General features: G+C 63.4%; 16 protein-coding genes. 7 read left to right on the top strand and 9 right to left on the bottom strand.

Going from position 1 to position 21,533, the window contains the following annotated elements; all coding sequences use genetic code 11:
* Positions 1-62: 62 nt before the first annotated feature.
* A complete protein-coding gene (locus QYE47_RS01430; RefSeq protein WP_076402376.1) occupies positions 63-431 on the bottom strand; it encodes a response regulator transcription factor in 369 nt (122 codons plus the stop codon).
* Positions 428-1,420 (bottom strand): response regulator, encoded by a 993-nt coding sequence (locus tag QYE47_RS01425; RefSeq protein WP_014592822.1) that lies wholly within the window; start codon positions 1,418-1,420, stop codon positions 428-430. The genes QYE47_RS01430 and QYE47_RS01425 overlap by 4 nt, the downstream gene beginning before the upstream one ends.
* A 238-nt stretch (positions 1,421-1,658) precedes the next feature.
* Between QYE47_RS01425 and QYE47_RS01420 the strand changes: the two genes are divergently transcribed.
* Entirely contained in the window at positions 1,659-6,707 is a 5,049-nt protein-coding gene (locus QYE47_RS01420; RefSeq protein ID WP_014592823.1) for an ATP-binding sensor histidine kinase, read from the top strand.
* Between the two features lie 54 nt (positions 6,708-6,761).
* Here the strand turns inward: QYE47_RS01420 and ycaC (QYE47_RS01415) are convergent, their stop codons facing one another.
* A complete protein-coding gene (gene ycaC / locus QYE47_RS01415; protein ID WP_003253573.1) occupies positions 6,762-7,388 on the bottom strand; it encodes an isochorismate family cysteine hydrolase YcaC in 627 nt (208 codons plus the stop codon).
* A gap of 72 nt (positions 7,389-7,460) precedes the next feature.
* Positions 7,461-7,823, bottom strand: a complete 363-nt coding sequence (locus tag QYE47_RS01410; protein ID WP_012054076.1) for an AraC family transcriptional regulator — start codon at positions 7,821-7,823, stop codon at positions 7,461-7,463.
* 180 nt (positions 7,824-8,003) lie between these two features.
* On the opposite strand from QYE47_RS01410, the gene QYE47_RS01405 reads away from it, so the two are divergent.
* The 3 genes from QYE47_RS01405 (at position 8,004) to QYE47_RS01395 (ending at position 11,962) form a co-directional block, all read left to right on the top strand.
* A complete protein-coding gene (locus tag QYE47_RS01405; protein WP_014592824.1) occupies positions 8,004-8,990 on the top strand; it encodes a GlxA family transcriptional regulator in 987 nt (328 codons plus the stop codon).
* A 198-nt stretch (positions 8,991-9,188) separates the two neighbouring features.
* Positions 9,189-10,976, top strand: a complete 1,788-nt coding sequence (locus QYE47_RS01400; RefSeq protein ID WP_014592825.1) for a monovalent cation:proton antiporter-2 (CPA2) family protein — start codon at positions 9,189-9,191, stop codon at positions 10,974-10,976.
* Between the two features lie 692 nt (positions 10,977-11,668).
* The gene (locus tag QYE47_RS01395) at positions 11,669-11,962 is read left to right on the top strand and encodes a hypothetical protein (RefSeq protein WP_019437354.1); all 294 of its coding nucleotides are present in this window, start codon (positions 11,669-11,671) and stop codon (positions 11,960-11,962) included.
* Between the two features lie 348 nt (positions 11,963-12,310).
* Here the strand turns inward: QYE47_RS01395 and ycaC (QYE47_RS01390) are convergent, their stop codons facing one another.
* Entirely contained in the window at positions 12,311-12,940 is a 630-nt protein-coding gene (gene ycaC, locus QYE47_RS01390; RefSeq protein ID WP_014592827.1) for an isochorismate family cysteine hydrolase YcaC, read from the bottom strand.
* Between the two features lie 230 nt (positions 12,941-13,170).
* Here ycaC (QYE47_RS01390) and QYE47_RS01385 point away from each other — a divergent pair, with 230 nt between their 5' ends.
* From QYE47_RS01385 to QYE47_RS01375, 3 genes are all read left to right on the top strand, one after another.
* Positions 13,171-14,082, top strand: a complete 912-nt coding sequence (locus QYE47_RS01385) for a LysR substrate-binding domain-containing protein (RefSeq protein WP_010955764.1) — start codon at positions 13,171-13,173, stop codon at positions 14,080-14,082.
* A gap of 207 nt (positions 14,083-14,289) precedes the next feature.
* A complete protein-coding gene (locus QYE47_RS01380) occupies positions 14,290-15,552 on the top strand; it encodes an OprD family porin (RefSeq protein WP_053867757.1) in 1,263 nt (420 codons plus the stop codon).
* Position 15,553: 1 nt separating this feature from the next.
* Positions 15,554-17,152: an MFS transporter gene (locus QYE47_RS01375; RefSeq protein WP_014592829.1), complete on the top strand. Its 1,599-nt coding sequence runs from the start codon at positions 15,554-15,556 to the stop codon at positions 17,150-17,152.
* Positions 17,153-17,279: 127 nt separating this feature from the next.
* On the opposite strand, the gene QYE47_RS01370 is transcribed toward QYE47_RS01375, so the two are convergent.
* The 4 genes from QYE47_RS01370 to ycaC (QYE47_RS01355) all read right to left on the bottom strand — a co-directional run bounded on the left by QYE47_RS01370 (position 17,280) and on the right by ycaC (QYE47_RS01355) (position 21,376).
* Positions 17,280-19,121 carry an amidohydrolase gene (locus tag QYE47_RS01370; RefSeq protein ID WP_070384455.1) on the bottom strand — a complete coding sequence of 614 codons (1,842 nt, stop codon included), beginning with the start codon at positions 19,119-19,121 and terminating at the stop codon, positions 17,280-17,282.
* Positions 19,122-19,461: 340 nt separating this feature from the next.
* A complete protein-coding gene (locus QYE47_RS01365; RefSeq protein WP_010955768.1) occupies positions 19,462-20,280 on the bottom strand; it encodes an alpha/beta hydrolase in 819 nt (272 codons plus the stop codon).
* 40 nt (positions 20,281-20,320) lie between these two features.
* On the bottom strand, positions 20,321-20,629 hold the full coding sequence (locus QYE47_RS01360) for a hypothetical protein (protein WP_014592831.1): 309 nt from the start codon (positions 20,627-20,629) through the stop codon (positions 20,321-20,323).
* 117 nt (positions 20,630-20,746) lie between these two features.
* Positions 20,747-21,376, bottom strand: a complete 630-nt coding sequence (gene ycaC, locus QYE47_RS01355; protein ID WP_014592832.1) for an isochorismate family cysteine hydrolase YcaC — start codon at positions 21,374-21,376, stop codon at positions 20,747-20,749.
* Between the last annotated feature and the right edge of the window lie 157 nt (positions 21,377-21,533).

The raw sequence follows: 21,533 nt of genomic DNA, 5'->3' as shown, positions 1-21,533 counted from the left end.
TTGCCAGGGCTGTGCCCCTGTAGGAGCGGGTTCACCCGCGAAGAGGCCGGCACAGCCATACCTCACAGACCGCCAGCCAAAGCCTCTTCAACCACCCTCAGCAGCACCTCTTCAGAAAACGGCTTGCCCAGGCAGGCCAGTGCCCCAAGGCCCATCGCTGCCCGTACCGAGCCATCATCCCAATGTGCCGACATGCAGATCACCGGCAAGCGCCTCCCCCGCTGTGCCAGCTCACGCTGTACCTCCAGCCCGCTCATCCCCGGCATTTTCAGGTCCAGCAACACACAGCCCGCCTCGCCCGCCAGTGGCGAGGCCAGGAATGCGTGCCCGGCGGAAAACGACAAGGTCTCGAACCCCGCCGAGCGCAGCAGGTTGGCCAGGCTTTTGCGCACCGAGGCATCGTCGTCAACGATGCACACCCCTCTGCTCATGCGCCGCCCAGGCTCGCAGACCGCGCTCCGAGGAGGTTGTGCATGGCCGCAAGCTCCAGCAGCGAGCGGGACTGCATCTTGTTCATGATGTTCTTCTTGTGCACCTTGGTCGTCACCTCGCTGGTGCCGATCTGCCTGGCGATCTGCTTGTGCGACAAGCCGCCTGCCACCAGCGAGAAGACCTGGCGCTCACGCTGAGTCAGGCGCTGGTACTTCTCCTCGACCTGCCGCGCCTGCAGCCACTTGCGGCCTTCGGCCACGGCCCGGGCGCGCACTGCCTGCAGCAGGGTCAGCAACTGGTCTTCATCGAACGGCTTGGTCAGAAACTCCACCGCGCCGGCGCGCATGGCCTGGACGGTCATCGGGATGGTGCCGAAACCAGTCATGAACACGATCGGCCAGGGCAGCGCCAGCCGGCACAGCGCATCCTGTACCTCCAGGCCACTTGTGCCAGGCAAGTGCATGTCCAGCAGCAGGCAGGCACAGGGGGTTTCCAGGCGGGCCTCGAACAGCGCCTCGGCACTGGCAAACAAGTGGTGCGGAATGTCCTGCGAGCGCAACAACCGGCCCAACGCGGTGCGCACCGACGGGTCGTCATCCACCACCAGCACCGGCACATTCACGCGCTCATCGAGCGGCTCGACAGTCTCGGCCAGGCTGCGCAGCAACGACCTGCCCAATGCCTCACCAGGCTCTTCGAGGCTTATCTGCGCGGCCAGGCGATAGCCCCGGCGCGGCACGGTCTGGATCAGGCCACGGTCGCCAAAGGCCTTGCGCAGCAAGGACACCTGCACCTGCAAGTTATTGTCCTCGACCACCGTGCCGGACCACACCTGGCTGAACAACTCGTCCTTGCCGACCACGCGGCCCTTGGCCCTGATCAGCGTGGCCAGCACGTCGAAAGCACGCCCACCCAACAGGATCGGCTTGCCATCGACAAAGACTTCGCGCCGCTCCAGCGACACCTGGGCATTGCCTATTCGGATCATGGCTTCCTCGCGCGGGGACGGGCGTTTTCGCTGCCCTGGGCAGCCTAGGCCAGCGTGGGCGTTCAGACAATTATCCCGAGGGATAGGTTGGCCAAAGGACTATACAAAAGCCCGCCAGCCCCAAGGGGACGATAACGGACAACAGCGTGCCCGTTCCTGCCAAGCAGGCTGCAACCCGCAGCCATGCTGGGCCCGCTGCGTATACTCGCGCCTCAGGAGTCGCTAGCGGGGGTGCTTTATGCTCGATGAACGCCTTGCCCACAGGCCCATCGATTACGACCAGTCAATCGACGAGGGCTGGCTGAAGCGGTGCGAGATCAGCGCGCTGGGCCCGGAAGGTGAACTCAGCTATTTCCGCCTGCGCGACCCAGCCACAAATCAGGCCTGGATCGCCGTGCGCGCGCCGCTCGAGGCTCCTTCCGCCTGTCAGCGCCTGGAACGTGACTACCGCCTGCAACTGGACCCACAGTGGGCGGTGATCCCCTCGGCGTTCGTGCGCTCGGCCGAAGGCCCGTTGCTGGTGTACCCGGCCGGGCGCTCAGTCGCCGACCTGATCGCTGAAGGCCCTGCGGCGCTGGAGCCGTTTCTCGACATCGCGGTGAACGCTGCCCATGCGTTGGCGCAAGCGCACGAACACAATGTGCTGCACGGTACATTGCAGCCCGAGCATGTGTACCTGCGCGCCCACCAGCGGGTGCGCCTGGGCTTCTTTCGCGCCGACCCGGCAGAGCGGATCAGCGAACAGGGCACCCCGCTCGGCAACTGGGCCTACCTGGCGCCGGAGCAGGTTTGCCCACACGGAAGCAGCAGCGACCGACGCAGTGACATCTATGCCCTGGGTGCAATCCTCTACCAGTTACTGGTAGGCGAACTGCCGCTGGCCGGGCGCGACACCCAGCACTGGCGACAGCTGCATGCGGGTGTGCAGCCGCGGGCGGCCAGCGAAGTGGACAGCAAGGTGCCGCCCCCCCTCAGCCTGGTCCTGGCAAAGGCCTTGGCCAAAGAGCCGGACGCCCGCTACCAGAGCGCGCGCGCCCTTGCAGTGGACTTGGCTCACTGCCAGCGGCAGTGGGCGGCCCACAAATCCATGGCACCCCTCACCCCAGGCTGCGCCGACTCGGTAGCGCACGGCCACGCGCGCCTGTTTGGCCGCAGCGCCGAGCAAAAGGCTATCACCCTGCTGCTCAAGGCCCTGCATCGCGACAGCAAACCACAAGCCCTGATCATCAACGGCGCTGCTGGCATGGGCAAATCGAGCCTGGTCGAAGCGGCTCTCAAGGACAACGCCGAAGGTTACTGGGCCGTCGGCAAGTGCAACAGCCACACCCAAGCAGTGCCCTACACGCCCTGGATCGAAGTACTCGGTGCCCTGACTACCCAGTTGCTGGCCAAGAACAGTCAGGACCTCGTCACCCTGCGCCGCGAAATCCAGCGCCGTATCAAAGGTCATGGTCGTCTGCTCGGCAAGCTGGCCCCGGACCTGCAACTTATTCTCGGCCCTCTGCCCCAATTACCCGCCAAGCCCACGCGCCTTGTGTTGCAGAAGGAACTGCACGCGATCATTGAATTCCTGCAGGTTTTCAGCCGACCTGGCCAACCGCTGGTGCTGTTCTTCGACGACCTGCAATGGGCCGACGACGCCACCCGGCACCTGTTGGCCCAACTGCTGGCTGAAGCGCCGGCCAACCTGCTGCTGATTTTCACCCGGTGCAACGATACGCCCACCACCAGCGCACCGCTGGCCATACCCGCAGCGGTGCGCAGCACCACGCTGAACCTGCGGCCGCTGGCCGTTGGAGCGGTGGCCGAGCTGATTGGCGAGCGCTTCCATGTTGCCCCCGAGGCCGCATTTCAACTGGCCGAACGGGTGCATGGCAAGACGGCGGGCAACCCGTTTTTCATCAACCAGATCCTCAGGGCCATGGTCGAAGACCAGCTGTTCATCTTCGACACCCAGGCCATGCGCTGGTCATGGTGCCTGCAGGCCGTGGCCCGGCACTGCTACTCCGACAATGTCGCCGACCTGATGGTCCACCGCCTGGAGCGCCTGCCGGCACCGCAACGCGACCTTTTGCGGGTCGTCAGCGCGGCGGGCAGCCACTGCGATGAACACCTGCTTCGGCTAGTGCTCGCCCAACCGCCAGGCGAACCCTTGAAAGCCTTGATTGGCGCCGGCTTCCTGCAACCGGGCCAGAACGGCCTGGGCTTTACTCATGACCGGGTGATGGAGGCCGCTTATGCACTCACGCCCGTGCACCAGCGCGCCTCGCTGCATGCACGTATCGCCCTGGCCATGCGCCGGGCTTGGCCAGGCCACATGCACGAGGTGCTGTTCGAGCTCGCCAGCCAGCTACAACGCGCCACCCCATGCGGGTTTGCAGCGGATGACTGCGAAGCGTTCCTGCGGCTTTTACGCGAAGCCGCATCACGCGCACGCGACGCCGGCACCTTCGAGCAGGCCGCTGGCTACCTGCACACCGCCGAGCAGTTGCTGCAGCACAGCGCCACGCTGGAAAGCCGCGCCACGCATGGCTTTGCCATCGCCTACATGGCGACGGAGTGCGACATGCAACTGTCACGAACGCTCGCGGCCGAGGCCCGCCTCACTGAATGCCGCCAGCGTGCTCGCTCGGTGTTGGACCAGGCACGGGCGTGCCGGCTGCAGGCACTGCTGTACACCTTGCGCGGTGACTATCAGGCGGCCATCGACAGCGCCCTGGCCGGGCTGGACTTACTGGGTATCAGCCCGGTGCGGGGCCTCGACTGGCAACAGGTCAAGGCCAGTCATGCCCATGTGCAGGCGTTGATCGAACAGAAGGACCGGCATTGCCTGGAGTCACTGCCGCGCACCGACTCGGAGGAAGTGACGGTTGCCATCAGCCTGCTGGCCACTCTGTCATCATCATTCTTCGTGAAGGACGACATCAGCTTCCTGCACCTGGCCAAGCTCATGGAGTTGTCGCTACTGCACGGCGTTGCCCCTGGCAGCACCTACGGCATGGCCTGGTACGGCGTGATGATTGCCGAGCGTTTTGGCGCTTACCATGATGGCCATGCCTGTTGCCTGGCCGCGCTCAAGCTGATCGAACGGCACGGTTTCGACGCTGATCTGACCAGCGCGCTGCTGGCCCTGGACCAGGTCAGCGCCTGGACCTCGCCCATGGAATTCGCCCGACGTACCGCGCTGGACGCGGTCGACTCGACGCGCCTGAGCGGTGACCTGGCGATGAGCTGCTATGCCTGCAACCACCTGGTTTCAGATTCGCTGTTCATGGGCCGCTACCTGCCGGACGTGGTCGAGGAAGTGGCGCAAGGCCTGGCCACTGTGCGTCGCCACGGCTACGGCGATATCGAGCAGATCCTGCTGGCCCAGCAAGCGTTCGTCGCCAACCTGAGCGGCACGCCCTGCCCCGCCCCGGCCACCGCCTCGAAGTCGCCCACCACGCGGTTCTTCCAACACCTGTTCGCCGCCATGTGCGCCTTCTACATGGGCAATATCCCGAAGGCCATGCGCGACCTGGCATTGGCCGGCGACAATACCTGGGCCGCACCCGCGCACATCAACCTGGCCGACTATCACCTGTTCCGCGGCCTGGCCCTGGGCAGCCCCGAGGCCCACGGCAGCCTTGTCGACAAGCTGCGCGAGCTGCAGGCCCTGCGCGAGCGCTTCAGCCGCTGGGCCGGCTTCAACCCGGCCACCTTCCGCAGCAAGCAGTTGCTGATCGAGGGCGTCATCGCCAAGCTCGAAGGCGACGGCCTGGCCGCGATCCGCTGCTTCGACCAGGCGCAAATCGCCGCCACCGCTGCCGGCTTCATCCACGAGCAGGCGCTGGCCCATGAACAGCTGGCTGAGGTGTGCATCCCCAGCGGCCTGATCTCGGGCGCCAACCTGCACCTACGCATTGCCCGCGACTGCTTCCACATCTGGGGCGCGACCGGCAAGGTGCACCAGCTAGAGACGTTGCATCCGTTTTTGCGCACCCAGCCGATTCAGGAGACCTATCGCGCCACCCACCAGGCCAGGCTGGACCTCGAAGCCGGCATCGAAGCCGCGCGGGCGCTGTCCGAGGAAGTGCTGCTCGAAGGCCTGATCGAAACCCTGATGGGCCACCTGACCCAGCACTCCGGTGCCGACCATGGCGCGCTGCTGATTGTGAGCGGCGCCGAATTCCAGATGGCCGCCCTGGCCTACATCGACGATGCCGGGCTGCACGTGAGCATGGACAACTGCCAGAAGTTCATGACCCAGGCACCGTTGTCGGTCATCAACACCACCATGCGCACCCGCAAACCGCTGGTGCTCAACGATGCCCTCAGTGAGTGCCCGGAGGCCTTCCGCCAACAGCTGCAGGCGCGCAACGCCCGCTCGGTGCTGTGCCTGCCGCTGGTTATCCAGGGCGTGCTGATCGGCCTGGTGTACCTGGAAAACCGCCTCGTGCCGAACCTGTTCGGCAGTCAGCGCCTGGCCATGCTGGAAATCCTCGCCTCGCAGGCAGCCGTGTCGCTACAAACGGCCAAGTTCTACACGCGCCTGGCCGAGGAAAACCAGATCCGCACCCAGATGGAGGCTGAGTTGCGCCGCTCGCGTGCGGAACTGGCGCGCAGTGCGCACTTGCAGGCGATGAATGAGCTGTCAGCGTCCATCGCCCACGAGATCAGCCAGCCGCTCCTGGGCATCGCCTCCAATGCCGCGGCCAGCCTGCGCTGGCTGAAACGCGCCAAACCCGACCTGGAAGAAGCGATTGCCGGCCTGGAAGACATCCGCAACGACAGCGAACGGGCCGGCAACATCGTGCGGGCGCTGCGGTCCCTGGCCAAGCAGTCACCCATGCAACTCAAGGCGGTGAAGCTGGACGAGTTGATCCGCGAGGTGGTGCGCCTGACCTCGGCCGACGCCGCCAAGGGCAAGGTGGATGTGCAGACACGGTTGAAGGCCGGGGTGTGCGTGACAGCCGACCCGGTGCAGTTGCAGCAGTTGGTGTTCAACCTGATTACCAATGCCCTGGAAGCGTTGGCGGGGTATCGCTGTGACGGGGTGCTGAAGATTACGTCGGCGGTAGTCGAGGACGAGGTGGAGATCTGCGTGGACGACAACGGGCCGGGGATCGCGGCGGACGAGCGTGAGCGCGTATTCGATGCGTTTCATACCACCAAGACCGGTGGCATGGGGATGGGCTTGGCAATCTGCAGTTCGGTCGCTCAGGCCCACGGCGGGCAGCTGCAGGCGCTGGTGTCGCAGTTGGGTGGATGCCGGATTCGTTTCAGTCTGCCTGTGAGTCACGCATAGCCTGTGCCGGCCTCCTCGCGGTTTTACCCGCGAAGAGGCCGATTCAGGTTTACATCAACGGGAGGCCAGCGCTGCGTAGCTGTTCATTAGGTTGCGATAGTTGGGGATACGCTGCGACAGCAGGTTACCCAGCCCTTCGATGTCGTTGCGCCAGTCGCGGTGCAGTTCGCAGGCCACCGAGAACCAGTTCATCATCTGTGCACCCGCCTGGGTCATGCGTACCCAAGCTGCTTGCTGCACGGTTTCGTTGAAGGTACCCGAGGCATCGGTCACCACGAACACTTCAAAACCTTCCGCCAGCGCCGACAGGGTCGGGAAGGCCACGCACACATCGGTCACCACACCGGCGATGATCAGTTGCTTGCGGCCCGTGGCCTTGATTGCCTTGACGAAGTCTTCGTTGTCCCAGGCGTTGATCTGGCCGGGACGGGCAATGTACGGCGCATCCGGGAACATCTCTTTCAGCTCAGGCACCAGCGGGCCATTCGGGCCTTGCTCGAAGCTGGTGGTGAGGATGGTCGGCAGGCCAAAGAACTTGGCCAGGTCGCCCAGGGCCAGCACGTTGTTCTTGAATTCGTTGGGCGAAAAATCCTGCACCAGCGAGATCAGACCGGTCTGGTGGTCGACCAGCAGCACCACGGCGTCGTCTTTGTTCAGGCGCTTGTAATCGGGTTGGCTCATGGGGTGACTCCTTGGGTTGGGATAACGGGCCGGCACTGTCCGCAGGGGGTTATACCGGTGGATAGCTTCGGCTTAAGAAAGTACCTGCGCCTGCCGCCAGGCCTTGGGTGGCTGGCCGACCAGGCGGCTGAAAGCGCGGGTGAAATGGGCCTGGTCACAAAAGCCGCATTCCAGGCTCACGTGGGTGATAGGCGCCTCGGTGGCAAGCAAGCGCTTGGCCTTTTCCATGCGCGCCAGCAGGCGCCAGGCCTGCGGCGAAAGGCCGGTGTTGACTTTGAAGGCGCGGGAAAAATGGCTGCGGGTAAGGTTGCATACCGCGGCGATCTCGATGATCGACAACGGGCTATGCAACATCAGCTCCTTGGCCCGGCGCAGCCGCGCGGGCGTGAGTGCGCCGGGGGTTTGCAGCGGCGCTTCGGGCGTCCCAGGGTACATGGCGACTCTCCTGTTCAATACGGAAAGTCTCGCCCCCGGCACATGACGAAGTCCTGAGCCAAACCTGAATTGTTGTTAATTGTGTGCTGCTGGCCCTGGGCGTTTTGCCGATACCTTAAGATGCGTTTCGTATTCAGCTTCTGGCCGCTACCCGCGGCCGGCATTCAAGGCGAAAGAGGTATGCAGGAAAAACCCGCCCACCGCACCGTGGCCATGGTGCTGTTCAATGATGTGCTACTGCTGGATGTCACCGGTCCCATGGATGCATTCGCCATCGCCAACCGGTTCTTGCCTGCAGCACGGCAATATCGGCTGCTGACCTTGGCCGAGGGGCAAGCAGTGGTACGCGGCTCATGCGGCCTGAAGGTAGTGGCCGACCGGCGCCTGGAAGACTTGCCGGAGGCCGTCGACCTGTTGCTGGTGCCGGGCGGCCCTGGGGCCTATGACATCGCCCTGCCAGGGATCGAGCGCTGGCTGCCCAAGGCCGTGCGCCAGGCAAAGCGCTTCGGTGCCATCTGCACCGGGGTGTTCCTGCTGGGGCGGGCCGGGTTACTGAATGGCTATCGCTGCACCACCCACTGGAACTACGTGGAGCGCCTGGCACAGGCGTTTCCCGAAGCCAAGGTGGAGACCGAGCAGATTTACGTGATGGACCGCTGCCTGATCACCTCGGGCGGTATCACTGCAGGGATCGACCTGGCACTGGCGGTGGTCGCCGAGGACCATGGCAAGGCGCTGGCCCTGGAAGTAGCCAAGGTACTGCTGGTTGCCCGCCACCGTCAGGGCGGGCAGACACCCTACGGGCCGCTGCTGGCTGCGGTACCGCGCGATGACTCGCCGATTGCCCGGGTGCAAGCTTATATCGTCGATCACATCGAGCAGGCGTTCACCGTGCAGAAAATGGCCGAACTGGTGGCCATGAGCGGGCGTAACTTTGCCCGGACGTTTCTGCGCGAGGTGGGCATTACGCCGCTGCAGTACCTGCAGAATGCGCGCATCGATCGTGCACGCAAGCTGCTCGAATGCGGTGACCTGCCGATGAAGGTGGTGGCGGCGCAGTGCGGGTTTGGCAGTGACCGACACATGCGCAAGGTATTCTTTGAGCGAATTGGCATGACGCCGGCGCAGTATCGGGCACAGTTTGGTGGCGGTGAACAGTCGGATTAGCGCTGCCTTCTTCGCGGGCGCGCCCGCACCCACAGAGATAGCACAGGCCTTGAGCCCAGGTAAGCGCCGGCACCGATTGTCACCCTGAACGGGACAATGTTTCTTCCCGTGAGATGATTGTCTGACGCCACCCTACCCCTCAGAATTGGCCGTCAAACTGTTCGAACGCTGCCCCGGCAGCTCATGGAGTAAGAGCCAATGCCACACGAAGGCAGCCTTCTACAAACCGCGGTGATCTTCCTGCTTGCCGCCGTCCTCGCCGTCCCCCTGGCCAAGCGCCTGCAACTGGGTGCCGTGCTCGGCTACCTGCTCGCCGGTGTGGTCATCGGCCCGCAAGCACTTGGCCTGATCCGCGACACAGAAAGCGTGGCGCACATTTCCGAACTGGGCGTGGTCTTGCTGCTGTTCATCATCGGGCTGGAACTGTCGCCCAAACGCTTGTGGCTGATGCGCAAGTCGGTGTTTGGTGTCGGCACTGCCCAAGTGGTGTTGACCGGCGCAGTAATCGGCGCCATCGCCCTGTTCGGCTTCAGCCAGACGCTACCAGCAGCCATCGTGCTCGGTCTGGGCCTGGCGCTTTCGTCCACCGCCCTTGGCCTGCAGAGCCTGGCCGAGAGCAAGCAGCTCAATGCACCGCACGGCCGTCTGGCGTTCGCCATCCTGTTGTTCCAGGATATCGCCGCGATTCCGCTGATCGCCTTGGTACCGCTGCTGGCCGCCACTGGCCCGGACACCAGCCAAGGCGACAGCCTGCAACACGGCCTGAAGGTATTCGCCAGCATCGCCGTGGTGATCATCGGCGGTCGCTACCTGTTGCGCCCGGTGTTCCGCACCGTGGCTCGCACCGGCCTGCCGGAAGTGTCTACTGCCACCGCACTGCTGGTGGTGATCGGCACCGCCTGGCTGATGGAAGAAGCGGGTATCTCCATGGCCCTTGGCGCTTTCCTCGCCGGCCTGCTGCTGGCCGACTCGGAATACCGTCACGAGCTTGAGTCGCAGATCGAACCCTTCAAGGGCTTGCTGTTGGGGCTGTTCTTCATCAGCGTGGGCATGGGCGCCAACCTGCACCTGCTGCTGGAAATGCCGCTGGTGGTGCTGGGCCTGACCCTGTTGCTGGTGGCCGTGAAACTGCTGTTGCTGATAGGCGTCGGCCGTTTGGTAGGTGGCCTGAACAGCGCCAGCGCCCTGCGCCTGGGCATGGTGTTGGCGGCCGGTGGCGAATTCGCCTTCGTGGTGTTCAAGCTGGGCAAGGACCAAGGCCTGTTCGATACCCAGACCTACGACCTGCTGCTGATGACCATTACCCTGTCGATGGCCATCACCCCGCTGCTGATGCTGGGTTGCGCCCGCGCCCTCAAACGCCCGCAACCGGCGCGTGAAGTGCCCGAGCAATACAAACAGATCCAGACGGATACACCGCGGGTGGTGATCGTCGGCATGGGCCGCATGGGCCAGATCGTCGCGCGCATCCTGCGGGCGCAGAAGATCCCGTTCGTTGCCCTGGAAACCTCGGTGGACACCATCGAGATGACCCGCATGTTCGAACAGGTACCGGTGTTCTACGGCGACCCGCTGCGCCCGGAGGTTTTGCACGCCGCCAAGGTGGGTGAAGCGGAGTATTTCATCATCACCATTGATGACCCTGAAGCCGCCATTCATACCGCCGCACGGGTGAAGCGCCTGTACCCACACCTGAAGGTGCTGGCCCGGGCGCGCAACCGCCAGCATGTGCACAAACTGGCGGATGTGGGCGCGGAGCCGATTCGCGAGACGTTCTACTCCAGCCTGGAAATGACCCGCCGGGCACTGGTGGGGTTGGGCCTGAGCGATGAACAGGCGGCGGACCGCATTGCACGGTTTACCCAGCATGACGAAGAGGTGCTGGAGGCCCAGGGGCAAGTGCGTGATGACCGGGCCAAGGTGATGCAGACGGCCAAGGAGGCGCGGGTGGAGCTGGAGCGGTTGTTTGATTCGGATGCAGACTGAGGCCTTTTGGCGCATGCCTTGAGGGTTGTAGTGCCTGTGAGATCGGGCGCCGCCCGCGCGGCGCTTCGCGGGTAAACCCGCTCCTACGTTTGTTTCGGGCCAGTTATTCCTGTGGGACGCGCACGCGAGCCCCCCTGGCGCACGCCTCGATATCGCGTCGTACAAACAAGGCAGTCGCGCGCGCCTGGCACAGGAGGGACTGGCCAGAAACAAACGTAGGAGCGGGTTTACCCGCGAAGCGCCGCGCGGGCGGCGCTCGATCTCATGGGCGCCCAAAAACTATCGCCAGGCACCTGGAAGCCATCCTGCAATTTCCTGACGTTCACCTCGCCGCCATTACGCGAACACACAAAAGCCATCACAAAATCGTCTAATTCTCAGCTGGGTCCTACTTCCCCGCGAACCATTTCCTACGTTCACGCCAATCCCAAGGAATTATCCTACACACCGTGTCGACGCCCGTCTGATTGTCCAGGGAAGGCCTGCTCTCTAGGCTGACCGGGTCGCTGTCGGTTCAGCGATCGGGTGTGGAAACCCGGCAGGTAATCGGAATGGCAGTTGTCATGGCAGCTGCACGCGGGAGGCCGAATGGCCTGCCGGGGTTCCGATAGCCCGGCTTTCCACCCCGCGTGCAGCCGCCACCCTTCGCGTGGAAACGGATGGTGCCGGCCAACCTCTATCGGAGTTTGGCTATGAAAAAGATTGTCCCCGATCCACCCCTCCCCAACACCACACAACGCTCTTTCAGCCGCTGCGATGCCGGCCATCCCCCATTGTTCACCGTAAACCCCGGCGTTTCCGCCCACGATGCCCTGGTGCATGTCGCCCAATACCTGCGCGGTGCCTACGACTGTGGCTACAAAGCCTTGGAGCATCTGGATGACACAGGCAAGAGCCTGTTCTGGAGCAACCTGAACGCACTCGAAATGGCAGAAGGGTTGGTTGAGGCATTGCTGGATGGGATTGAGTCACAGCCCATGAACTGAGTCGCCTGTATCGGCCTCTTCGCGGGTGAACCCGCTCCCACAGAGTCCTCGTCGACACGGGTGTCAGTACCAACCACAGAAAAGGGCCACTGTTTCCAGTGGCCCATCAGATGCTCGATATTCATATGCACACCTCAAGCCGGGGTGTGGAGGTCTCACCCTACACTGATGATTCAGCCATCGATGGGGTTCCTGATCCAGTTACTGCCGCTGAATGACAACTGGCTTCGCGCTCGGGTGAAACGCTAACAATGCCGCCAATACAGGTCAACGACTGGAACAAAGCGCAACAAAAAAACCGGCTCCCTACAGAGAGAGCCGGCCTTTGTGCGCGTTGCTGATGGTTGATTACTTACCCGCAGTCAGCGCGTTATAGCTGGTCATCAGGTTGCGATAATCCGGAATGTGGTTGGAGCAAAGTGCAGCCAGCCCTTCGACATCGTTACGCCAGTCGCGGTGCAGCTCGCAGGCCACGCCGAACCAGGTCATCAGTTGGGCACCCGCCTGGCTCATGCGGTCATGCGCGGCATCACGGGTCATCTCATTGAAGGTGCCGGAAGCATCGGTCACCACGAACACCTCAAATTCTTCCTCCAAGGCCGCCAGCGCCGGGAACGCCACGCAAACCTCGGTCACAACACCTGCAATGATCAGCTGCTTCTTGCCGGTCGCCTTCACCGCCTTGACGAAGTCCTCGTTGTCCCAGGCGTTGATCTGGCCAGGGCGGGCAATGTACGGCGCGTCCGGGAACAGGGCTTTCAGTTCCGGCACCAGCGGGCCGTTGGGGCCTTGCTCGAAGCTGGTGGTGAGGATGGTCGGCAGGTTGAAGAACTTGGCCAGGTCAGCCAGCGCCAGCACGTTGTTCTTGAACTTGTCCGGCTCGATATCGCGCACCAGCGACAGCAAACCAGCCTGGTGGTCGACCAGCAGTACGGCAGCGTCGTCTTTGTTCAGGCGGTTGTAAGTGAATTTGCTCATGGTCTGTGCTCCTAAGGGTTATGAATTTTTCAGCAATCCGGGGTGTTTCGCGTTGATGGGCACAGATTAAAATCATCACCTTTGCGGCGGTAGTTAGCAGAATCTGGCTTTAGCGTTCTGATTTATGAACGATGGATTTATAGGGGGCTGTGCCGGCCCTCTTCGCGGCTAAAGCCGCTCCTACAAGCGAAGAGGCCGGCACAGGCAACCAAATACCCGGAGACCGATCATTGGAAGACCTCAACTCCCTCTACTACTTCACCCAGGTCGTCGAACATGGCGGCTTCGCCCCGGCCGGGCGGGCGCTGGACATGCCCAAGTCGAAGCTCAGCCGGCGAATCGCCGACCTTGAAGACCGCCTGGGTGTGCGGCTGTTGAACCGCACAAGCCGTCACTGCTCGCTGACCGAAATCGGCCAGGCCTATTACAACCGCTGCCTGGCCATGCGCGTGGAGGCCGAGGGCGCGGCGGAAATCATCGAGCGCAACCGCAGCGAACCGCGCGGCCTGGTGCGCATCAGTTGCCCGACCACCCTGCTCAACTCCTGGGTCGGGCCGATGCTGACCCGCTACATGCTCAAGTACCCGCAGGTGGAGCTGTTCATCGAAAGTACCAACCGCCGTGTCGACCTGTTGCACGAGGGCTTCGACATCGCCCTGCGGGTGCGCTTTCCGCCACTGGAGAACACTGACATGGTGATGAAGGTGCTGAGCAACAGCACCCAGTGCCTGGTCGGCCAGCCTCAATACCTGGCGCAACTGCCCAAAGGGTTTGACCCACAGCTGCTGGGCACACTACCCAGCGTGCATTGGGGCAGTGCCCAGCGCGAGTACCAGTGGGAACTGTTCCAGGGTGAAGACAACAGCCGCAGCATCGTCATCCCGCATACACCACGCATGGTGACTGATGACCTGTTTGCCTTGCGCCACTTCGTGGTAGCCGGAGTGGGGATCGCACACTTGCCGCGGGTGGCGGTGCGTGAGGACCTGGCGGCGGGACGTCTGGTTGAGCTGATTCCGGACTGGCACCCGCGTTGCGGCATCGTGCATGCGATCTTCCCATCGCGACGTGGGTTGCTGCCTTCGGTGCGAGCGCTGATCGATCATCTGGCTGAGGAGTTCGCCATCAGCGACATGGCGTGAGTGCCCGGCTGGCTGAGCCGGCCTCTTCGCGGGTATGCCCGCTCCCGCAGGTATTGCACAAGGCTCGGGGCCGGTGGTGGCCCTGTAGGAGCGGCTTTAGCCGCGAAAGGGCCGGTACAGGTAATGCAAATACCCACCCAGCACACCCTTACAAGACCTTAGGTCTACTCTTCTTCCACACTCCCGGATCATCCCCCGGAGCCCCTCATGATCCGCGCCACACACGGACCAGGCCGCGTCCTGCTCGCCACCCTCGCCCTCTGGCCGGCGCTGAGCCACGCCGAAGCGCCCGGCTGGTCGCTGCTCAGCCGCAACTATTTTCTGCACAGTGACTTCCGCTCGCCCTCCGGCAGCGGCCAGAACTACCGCCAGGAATGGGCCCAAGGCTTCATCGGCGAGGTGCGTTCCGGCTTCACCGAAGGCACTGTCGGCGTCGGCATCGATGCACATGGCTTTCTTGGCCTCAAGCTCGATGGCGGCCGCGGCCATAGCGGCACCGGCCTGCTGCCACGCGACAGCGATGGCCGCGCCGAGTCCGAGTACTCCAGCGCCGGTGCCGCGCTCAAAATGCAGTTAGGCAACACCCAACTGCGCTATGGCGAGATGATGGTGGAAACACCGGTGTTCGACACCGGAGACAAACGCCTGCACCCGGAATACGCCACCGGCTGGTGGGTGGAAAACACCGACCAGCCCGACTGGCGCCTGCAGGCCGGGCGTTTTACTGCCTTCAACAACCAGGACAACAGCTCCACCCACGACGATTTCAGCGGCTACGGCGCGACCACCCACAACCGGGCCATCAGCCTGGCCGGTGCCACCTTCGCGCCCAACGGGCCGTTCGGCGCCGCACTGTATGCCGGACAGCTGGAAAACACCTGGCGCCAGACCTATCTCAACCTGAACCTGGCCGAGGGCAACTGGCGCCTGGACGGCAACCTGTACAAAACCCACGACACCGGCAACGCCAGCGCCGGGGCGATCGACACCCTCGCCTATAGCCTGCTGGCCAAGTACAGCTTCGGCGCCCAGGCGCTGAGCCTGGCCTACCAGAAGGTCGAGGGCGACACCCCGTTCGACTTCGTCGGCGGCGACTCCATCTACCTGGCCAACGCGATCAAGTACGCCGACTTCAACGGCCCTGGCGAGCACTCGTGGCAACTGCGCTATGACCTGAACTTCGCCACCCTCGGCGCACCTGGCCTGAGCCTGATGGGCCGCTATGTCAGCGGCCGCGGCATCGACGGCAGCCATGCGCCTGCGGGCGGCGCCTATGTGAACCAGTACGGCGACGGCGGCAAGCACTGGGAGCGCGACATCGACCTGAAATACGTGGTGCAGTCGGGGGCTGCCAGGGACCTGAGCCTGTCGCTCTCCCACGTCAGTCACCGCGCCAACCAGGCCCAGGCGGGCGATGATATCGACCGCATCTACCTGATCATCGAATACCCACTCAAAGGCAGCTTCTGACATGAGCACATCCCCTTCAGGTGCCTGGAGCCCGTTGCGTAACACCACCTTCCGCATGCTGTGGATCGCCACCATCGCCTCCAACATCGGCACCTGGATGCACGAGGTAGGCGCCGGCTGGCTGATGACCACGCTGTCGGCCAGCCCGCTGCACGTGGCGTTGATCCAGGTAGCCGGCTCGCTGCCGATGTTCTTCCTGGCCCTGCCGGCCGGCGCAGCGGCGGACATTGTCGACAAACGCCGCTACCTGTTGCTGGTGCAACTGTGGATGTCTTGCGTAGCGGTTGTGCTGGCGGCCCTGACCTTGCTCGGGATGATGAACGTCACCTTGTTGCTGGTGCTGACCCTGGCACTGGGCATTGGTACAGCGCTGATGATGCCGGCGTGGAGCGCACTGACACCGGAACTGGTGGGCAAGGAGGACCTGGCCAACGCGGTGGCGCTTTCCAGTGTCGGCATCAACGTGTCACGGGCCATCGGCCCGGCACTGGCGGGGGTGGTGGTGAGCATGGTCGGCCCGTGGCTGACCTTTGCCCTGAATGCCATCTCGTTCGCGGGTGTGATCCTGGTGTTGTACCTGTGGAAGCGTGAGGTGAAGGAACCACTGCTGCCGGCCGAACGCTTCGTTGGCGCCATGCGCACTGGGCTGCGCTTTGCCCGCAGCGCCAAGCCTTTGCAGGCCGTGATGCTGCGCGCGTTGGCGTTCTTTTTCTGCGCCAGCGCCGGCACTTCGCTGCTGCCACTGATCGTGCGTGGCGAGATGCACGGCACTGCAGCGGACTTCGGCCTGCTGCTGGCGGCCATCGGTATTGGCGCAGTGGCGGGTGCCACCTTGCTGCCGCGTCTGCGTGAGCGCATCAGCCGTGACCGCCTGGTGTTACTGGCCAGCCTGCTGTATGCCCTGTTCCTGCTGGCCCTGGCGCTGGTGCGCAACTTTTATGCGCTGCTGCCCGCGATGCTGCTCAGCGGCGCGGCGTGGATCGCGGTGCTGTCCAACCTGCAGGTGGCTGCACAGACTTCGGTGCCAGCCTGGGTAAGGGCGCGGGCTTTGTCGGTATACATTCTGATTTTCTTCGGTGCCATGGCCTGTGGCGGTCTGCTGTGGGGCACGCTGGCCAGCCATGCAACGCTCACCTTCAGCCTGCTGGTGGCCGCAGGCGGCCTGGCGCTGGGTACCTTGCTGACCTGCAAGGTGGCGCTGCCGGAAACCGAGGCAGAGGAGCTGACGCCGTCGCTGCATTGGCCGGTGCCGGTATTGAGCGATGACATGGACAAGGAAGTCGGACCGGTGATGGTCACCGTCGAGTACCACATCGCCCCCACCAAGGCCGAGGCCTTCCAGCAAGCGGCACGGGAGCTGGAAGCGATGCGCAAGCGCAATGGCGCATTGTCGTGGGGGTTGATGCGGGACAGTGCTGATCCGGCGTTGTGGCTGGAGTTCTTCTTCGAGGAATCGTGGCTGGAGCATCTGCGGCATCACCACCGGGTGACCCGTGGTGAACTGAAGATCGAGGCGCGGGTCAGGATGCTGCAGACTGATGGGGTTGAAGTGCGGATTCGGCATTTGTTGGCTGGCGGGGAGCATAAGGCTCACCATTGATGCTGGCCTTTGCGGCCCTTTCGCGGGTAAACCCGCCCGTAGGAGCGGGTTTACCCGCGAAAGGGCCGGCACTGAAAACACAAAAAAGGGGCCAGTTATTGGCCCCCGTTCTTCACATCAGCTCACCTTAGAAAGCGAAGCACGAACAGCCCAGCGCCCCCCAGAAGCCCTGGAAGTCATTGACCGGAACACTCGACTTACGCGCCTTGTCGTGGCTGTGTGCATGCACCCCGCACGGCCCCGAGCACTGGTGCACAGCGGCTGCCAACGATGGCGTACCAACTCGCCAGTGCCCAGGCACCTTGGTCACCGGCGACCACTCTGGCAGCACCGGCACCTGCGGAGGGCCAAGCTTGTCGAACTCGCCAGCACCGTACACCACCTTGCCATCAACGATGGTCAGCACCGACTCGATGCCCTTGATCGCCTCTTCATCGACACTGAAGAAGTCGAGCGACAACGCTGCCAGGTCAGCCAGCTGGCCCACCTTGATCTGGCCCTTCTTGCCTTGCTCGCTGGAGAACCAGGCGCTGCCCTGGGTGAACAGTTGCAGCGCGGTGTCACGGCTCAGGCCTTCCGGGTAGAGCTCCATGCCACCGACCGTCTTGCCGCTGACCAGCCAGTACAGTGAGGTCCATGGGTTGTAGCTGGACACCCGAGTGGCATCGGTACCCGCGCCCACCGGCACGCCCATCTCGAGCATGCGTTTGATCGGCGGGGTCTGCTCGGCGGACTTGGCGCCGTAGCGGTCGACGAAGTACTCACCCTGGAAGGCCATGCGGTCCTGGATGGCAATACCACCGCCCAGCGCACGCACGCGTTCGATATTCTGCGGGGTGATGGTTTCGGCGTGGTCGAAGAACCAGGGCAGGCCGTTGAATGGGATGTCGCGGTTGACCTTCTCGAACACGTCGAGCATGCGCGTGATCGATTCGTTATAGGTGGCGTGCAGGCGGAATGGCCAGCGCTGCTCGACCAGGTGGCGCACCACCGGCTCCAATTCTTCTTCCATGGTCTGCGGCAGGTCCGGGCGCGGCTCGAGGAAGTCCTCGAAGTCGGCGGCAGAGAACACCAGCATTTCGCCAGCGCCATTGTGGCGCAAGAAGTCGGTACCGCTGTGCAGCTTGACGCTGGAGGTCCACTTCTTGAAGTCGTCCAGTTCTTCCTTGGGCTTCTGGGTGAACAGGTTGTAGGCGATGCGTACGGTCAGCTGATTGTTGTCGGCCAGCTCCTGAATCACGGAGTAGTCGTCAGGGAAGTTCTGGTAGCCGCCACCGGCGTCGATGGCGCTGGTCAGGCCCAGCCGGTTGAGCTCACGCATGAACTGGCGAGTGGAGTTGACCTGATACTCCAGCGGCAACTTAGGCCCCTTGGCCAGCGTGGCGTAGAGGATCATCGCGTTCGGGCGGGCGATCAGCATGCCGGTCGGGTTACCGAACTTGTCGCGCTGGATCTCGCCACCCGGCGGGTTCGGCGTGTCCTTGGTGTAGCCGACGGCCTTGAGCGCGGCGCGGTTGAGCAGCGCGCGGTCGTACAGGTGCAGCAGGAACACCGGGGTGTCGGGTGCGGCCTGGTTGATTTCTTCAAGGGTGGGCATGCGCTTTTCGGCGAACTGGAACTCGTTCCAGCCACCGACCACGCGCACCCACTGCGGGGTAGGCGTGCGCGCAGCCTGGTCCTTGAGCATGCGCAGGGCATCGGCCACTGAAGGCACCCCTTCCCAACGCAGCTCGAGGTTGTAGTTCAGACCGCCACGGATCAGGTGCAGGTGCGAGTCATTGAGGCCCGGGATCACCGTGCGCTGCTTGAGGTCGATGATCTGCGAGACGGCACCCTTGTGGGCCATGGCCTCGGCGTCACTGCCCACGGCGATGAAGCGGCCGTCCTTGATGGCGACGGCGGTCGCGGTGGGCTTCTCGCGGTCAACGGTGTGCAGTTTGCCGTTGAACAGAATCAGGTCGGCGGTCATGGAACCTCCTTGCGTGGATGCGTGAGCGGAACCGGCATGGCCGGTAAAAGGTAATGCGGACCAGAGCGCGCCAGCGGCACCGAGCACAGTGCTGGTGGCGAGGAACTGGCGACGGGTCTTGTCGTTGCGATCCTGGGACATGGGCTTCTCCGACTAGGGGCCGGCAGGGGGACTGCGAAGCATGCCGGTTGATGCAAGGCCTGGGCTTGGATGGATGTGCGGTGGGTTGAAGAAGGTTAGCCCTGGTTAAGCTTTTTGCTGCCTGGGCCGGCCTCTTCGCGGGTAAACCCGCTCCTACAACGTCTGTAGGAGCGGGTTCACCCGCGAATGTTTCCCACAATTACCGCTGAAGGAACGCCAGCAAGTCCTCATTCAGCTGCTGCGCATGAGTCACTGCAAACCCGTGCGGCGCCCCGGCATACACCTTCAGCTCGGCGCCGCGAATCAGCTCCGCGGCCTGCTTGCCGGTGGTCTCGAACGGTACGATCTGGTCGTCATCGCCATGGATCACCAATGTCGGCACATCGACCTTGGCCATGTCGGGACGGAAATCGGTCTCCGAGAAGGCCGTTACACAATCCAGGGTGCCCTTGATCGACGCCATCAGCGCAATGTTCAAGGTCTGCGTCTGCACACCCTGGGACACCTGCTGCCCATGGTTCAGGCCGTAGAACGGCGTGGCGAAATCGGCGATGAACTGCGCGCGGTCGGCACGCAGGCCAGCCCGGATGCCCTCGAACACCGACAGGTCGACACCGTCAGGATTATCGTCACGCTTGCCGAACACTGGCGTCACCGCGCCCAGCAACACCAGCCCGGCCACCCGCTCGCTGCCGTGGCGGGCGATGTAGCGGCTGACATCACCGCCCCCCATCGAGAAGCCCACCAGGGTGACGTCGCGCAGGTCGAGGTGCTCGATCAGCTGGGCAATGTCATCGGCGAAGGTGTCGTAGTCGTAACCGTTCCACGGCTGGCTCGAGCGGCCGAAACCCCGGCGATCGAAGGCGATGGCGCGGTAACCGCGGCTGGCCAGGAACTCCATCTGCGAATCCCACATGTCGGCATCCAGCGGCCAGCCGTGGCTGAACAGCACGGGCTTGCCGCTGCCCCAGTCCTTGAAATAGATCGAAGTGCCATCGCGGGTAACGAACGTGCTCATAGCGGTATCTCCTTGAAAGTGTCGAGATGAAGGCGTCGGCTCAGCCGCGCAGCCAGTTGGCGCAGCGGTGGGTTACCCAAGGCATGATGTAGAACACCACGGGCAGGATGACGAACAGGTTGACGATCAGGTTGCCGGTGATCACGCCGCCCAGCTGCGGAAAGCGCGCAAACAGCGGCGCCAGCAGTTGCGGGATGACCATGGTCATCGGGCAGATCACCAGGTAGGTCAGCAGTGCCTGCTTCCAGCGCGGCGGTTGCGCTGCCGGGGTGCCCGGCGAGCCATCAAGCACCTTGTGTTGCAGGCATACGGTCACCACTTCGCGGTTGTCATGGAGTGCGGTGTTCATCGGCGTTCCTTGGGATGAGCTTGCCCGCATCCACTGTGCAACGGCGGACGGGCGCTGGATTGGATAGGTGTGCTGCCCTGGGCGGGCACCGATTGGCGGTGCCCGCGGCGATTGGGCTTACTTGTTGGCGTTGAAGGCGTTGTAGCTGGTCATCAGGTTGCGGTAGTCCGGGATGTGGTTGGAGCACAGCGCGGCCAGGCCTTCGATGTCGTTGCGCCAGTCGCGGTGCAGCTCGCAGGCCACGCCGAACCAGGTCATCAATTGCGCACCCGCCTGGCTCATGCGGTCGTGGGCGGCGTCGCGGGTCATGGCGTTGAAGGTACCGGAGGCATCAGTGACCACGAACACGTCGAACTCTTCTTCCAAGGCAGACAGGGCCGGGAAAGCTACGCACACTTCAGTCACAACGCCGGCGATGATCAGTTGCTTCTTGCCAGTGGCCTTCACGGCCTTGACGAAGTCTTCGTTGTCCCAGGCGTTGATCTGGCCAGGGCGGGCAATGTACGGGGCGTCCGGGAACAGGGCTTTCAGTTCTGGCACCAGTGGGCCGTTGGGGCCTTGCTCGAAGCTGGTGGTGAGGATGGTCGGCAGGTTGAAGAACTTGGCCAGGTCGGCCAGGGCCAGCACGTTGTTCTTGAACGCGTCCGGCTCGATGTCGCGGACCAGGGACAGCAGGCCAGCCTGGTGATCGACCAGCAGTACGGCGGCGTCGTCTTTGTTCAGGCGGTTGTATTTGAAGTTGGTCATGGGAGTAGCTCCTAAGGGTTTTGATGTTCAGTAAGTTGGGTGTTTCGCGTTGATGGGAGAAGATTAAAACCATCACCTTTGGAGCGGTAGATAGCGGTTTTTGGCTTTAGCGTTCTGTTTTAGGAACGATAGGTTGGCGTTGGTTTTGCTGGCCTCT

It is taken from the genome of Pseudomonas sp. 2,4-D (assembly GCF_030418155.1).
GTDB lineage: Bacteria > Pseudomonadota > Gammaproteobacteria > Pseudomonadales > Pseudomonadaceae > Aquipseudomonas > Aquipseudomonas alloputida.
This window is presented reverse-complemented; position numbering and strand designations above follow the sequence as displayed.

What these genes read in the sequence shown, in the direction of transcription:
- QYE47_RS01395 (WP_019437354.1), top strand. Translation starts at nt 11,669, where the DNA reads ATGAAAAAGATTGTCCCCGATCCACCCCTCCCCAACACCACACAACGC.
- QYE47_RS01375 (WP_014592829.1), top strand. Translation starts at nt 15,554, where the DNA reads ATGAGCACATCCCCTTCAGGTGCCTGGAGCCCGTTGCGTAACACCACC.
- QYE47_RS01380 (WP_053867757.1), top strand. Translation starts at nt 14,290, where the DNA reads ATGATCCGCGCCACACACGGACCAGGCCGCGTCCTGCTCGCCACCCTC.
- ycaC (WP_014592832.1), bottom strand. Translation starts at nt 21,376, where the DNA reads ATGACCAACTTCAAATACAACCGCCTGAACAAAGACGACGCCGCCGTA.
- ycaC (WP_014592827.1), bottom strand. Translation starts at nt 12,940, where the DNA reads ATGAGCAAATTCACTTACAACCGCCTGAACAAAGACGACGCTGCCGTA.
- QYE47_RS01430 (WP_076402376.1), bottom strand. Translation starts at nt 431, where the DNA reads ATGAGCAGAGGGGTGTGCATCGTTGACGACGATGCCTCGGTGCGCAAA.
- QYE47_RS01420 (WP_014592823.1), top strand. Translation starts at nt 1,659, where the DNA reads ATGCTCGATGAACGCCTTGCCCACAGGCCCATCGATTACGACCAGTCA.
- QYE47_RS01370 (WP_070384455.1), bottom strand. Translation starts at nt 19,121, where the DNA reads ATGACCGCCGACCTGATTCTGTTCAACGGCAAACTGCACACCGTTGAC.
- QYE47_RS01400 (WP_014592825.1), top strand. Translation starts at nt 9,189, where the DNA reads ATGCCACACGAAGGCAGCCTTCTACAAACCGCGGTGATCTTCCTGCTT.
- QYE47_RS01405 (WP_014592824.1), top strand. Translation starts at nt 8,004, where the DNA reads ATGCAGGAAAAACCCGCCCACCGCACCGTGGCCATGGTGCTGTTCAAT.
- QYE47_RS01365 (WP_010955768.1), bottom strand. Translation starts at nt 20,280, where the DNA reads ATGAGCACGTTCGTTACCCGCGATGGCACTTCGATCTATTTCAAGGAC.
- QYE47_RS01410 (WP_012054076.1), bottom strand. Translation starts at nt 7,823, where the DNA reads ATGTACCCTGGGACGCCCGAAGCGCCGCTGCAAACCCCCGGCGCACTC.
- QYE47_RS01360 (WP_014592831.1), bottom strand. Translation starts at nt 20,629, where the DNA reads ATGAACACCGCACTCCATGACAACCGCGAAGTGGTGACCGTATGCCTG.
- QYE47_RS01425 (WP_014592822.1), bottom strand. Translation starts at nt 1,420, where the DNA reads ATGATCCGAATAGGCAATGCCCAGGTGTCGCTGGAGCGGCGCGAAGTC.
- ycaC (WP_003253573.1), bottom strand. Translation starts at nt 7,388, where the DNA reads ATGAGCCAACCCGATTACAAGCGCCTGAACAAAGACGACGCCGTGGTG.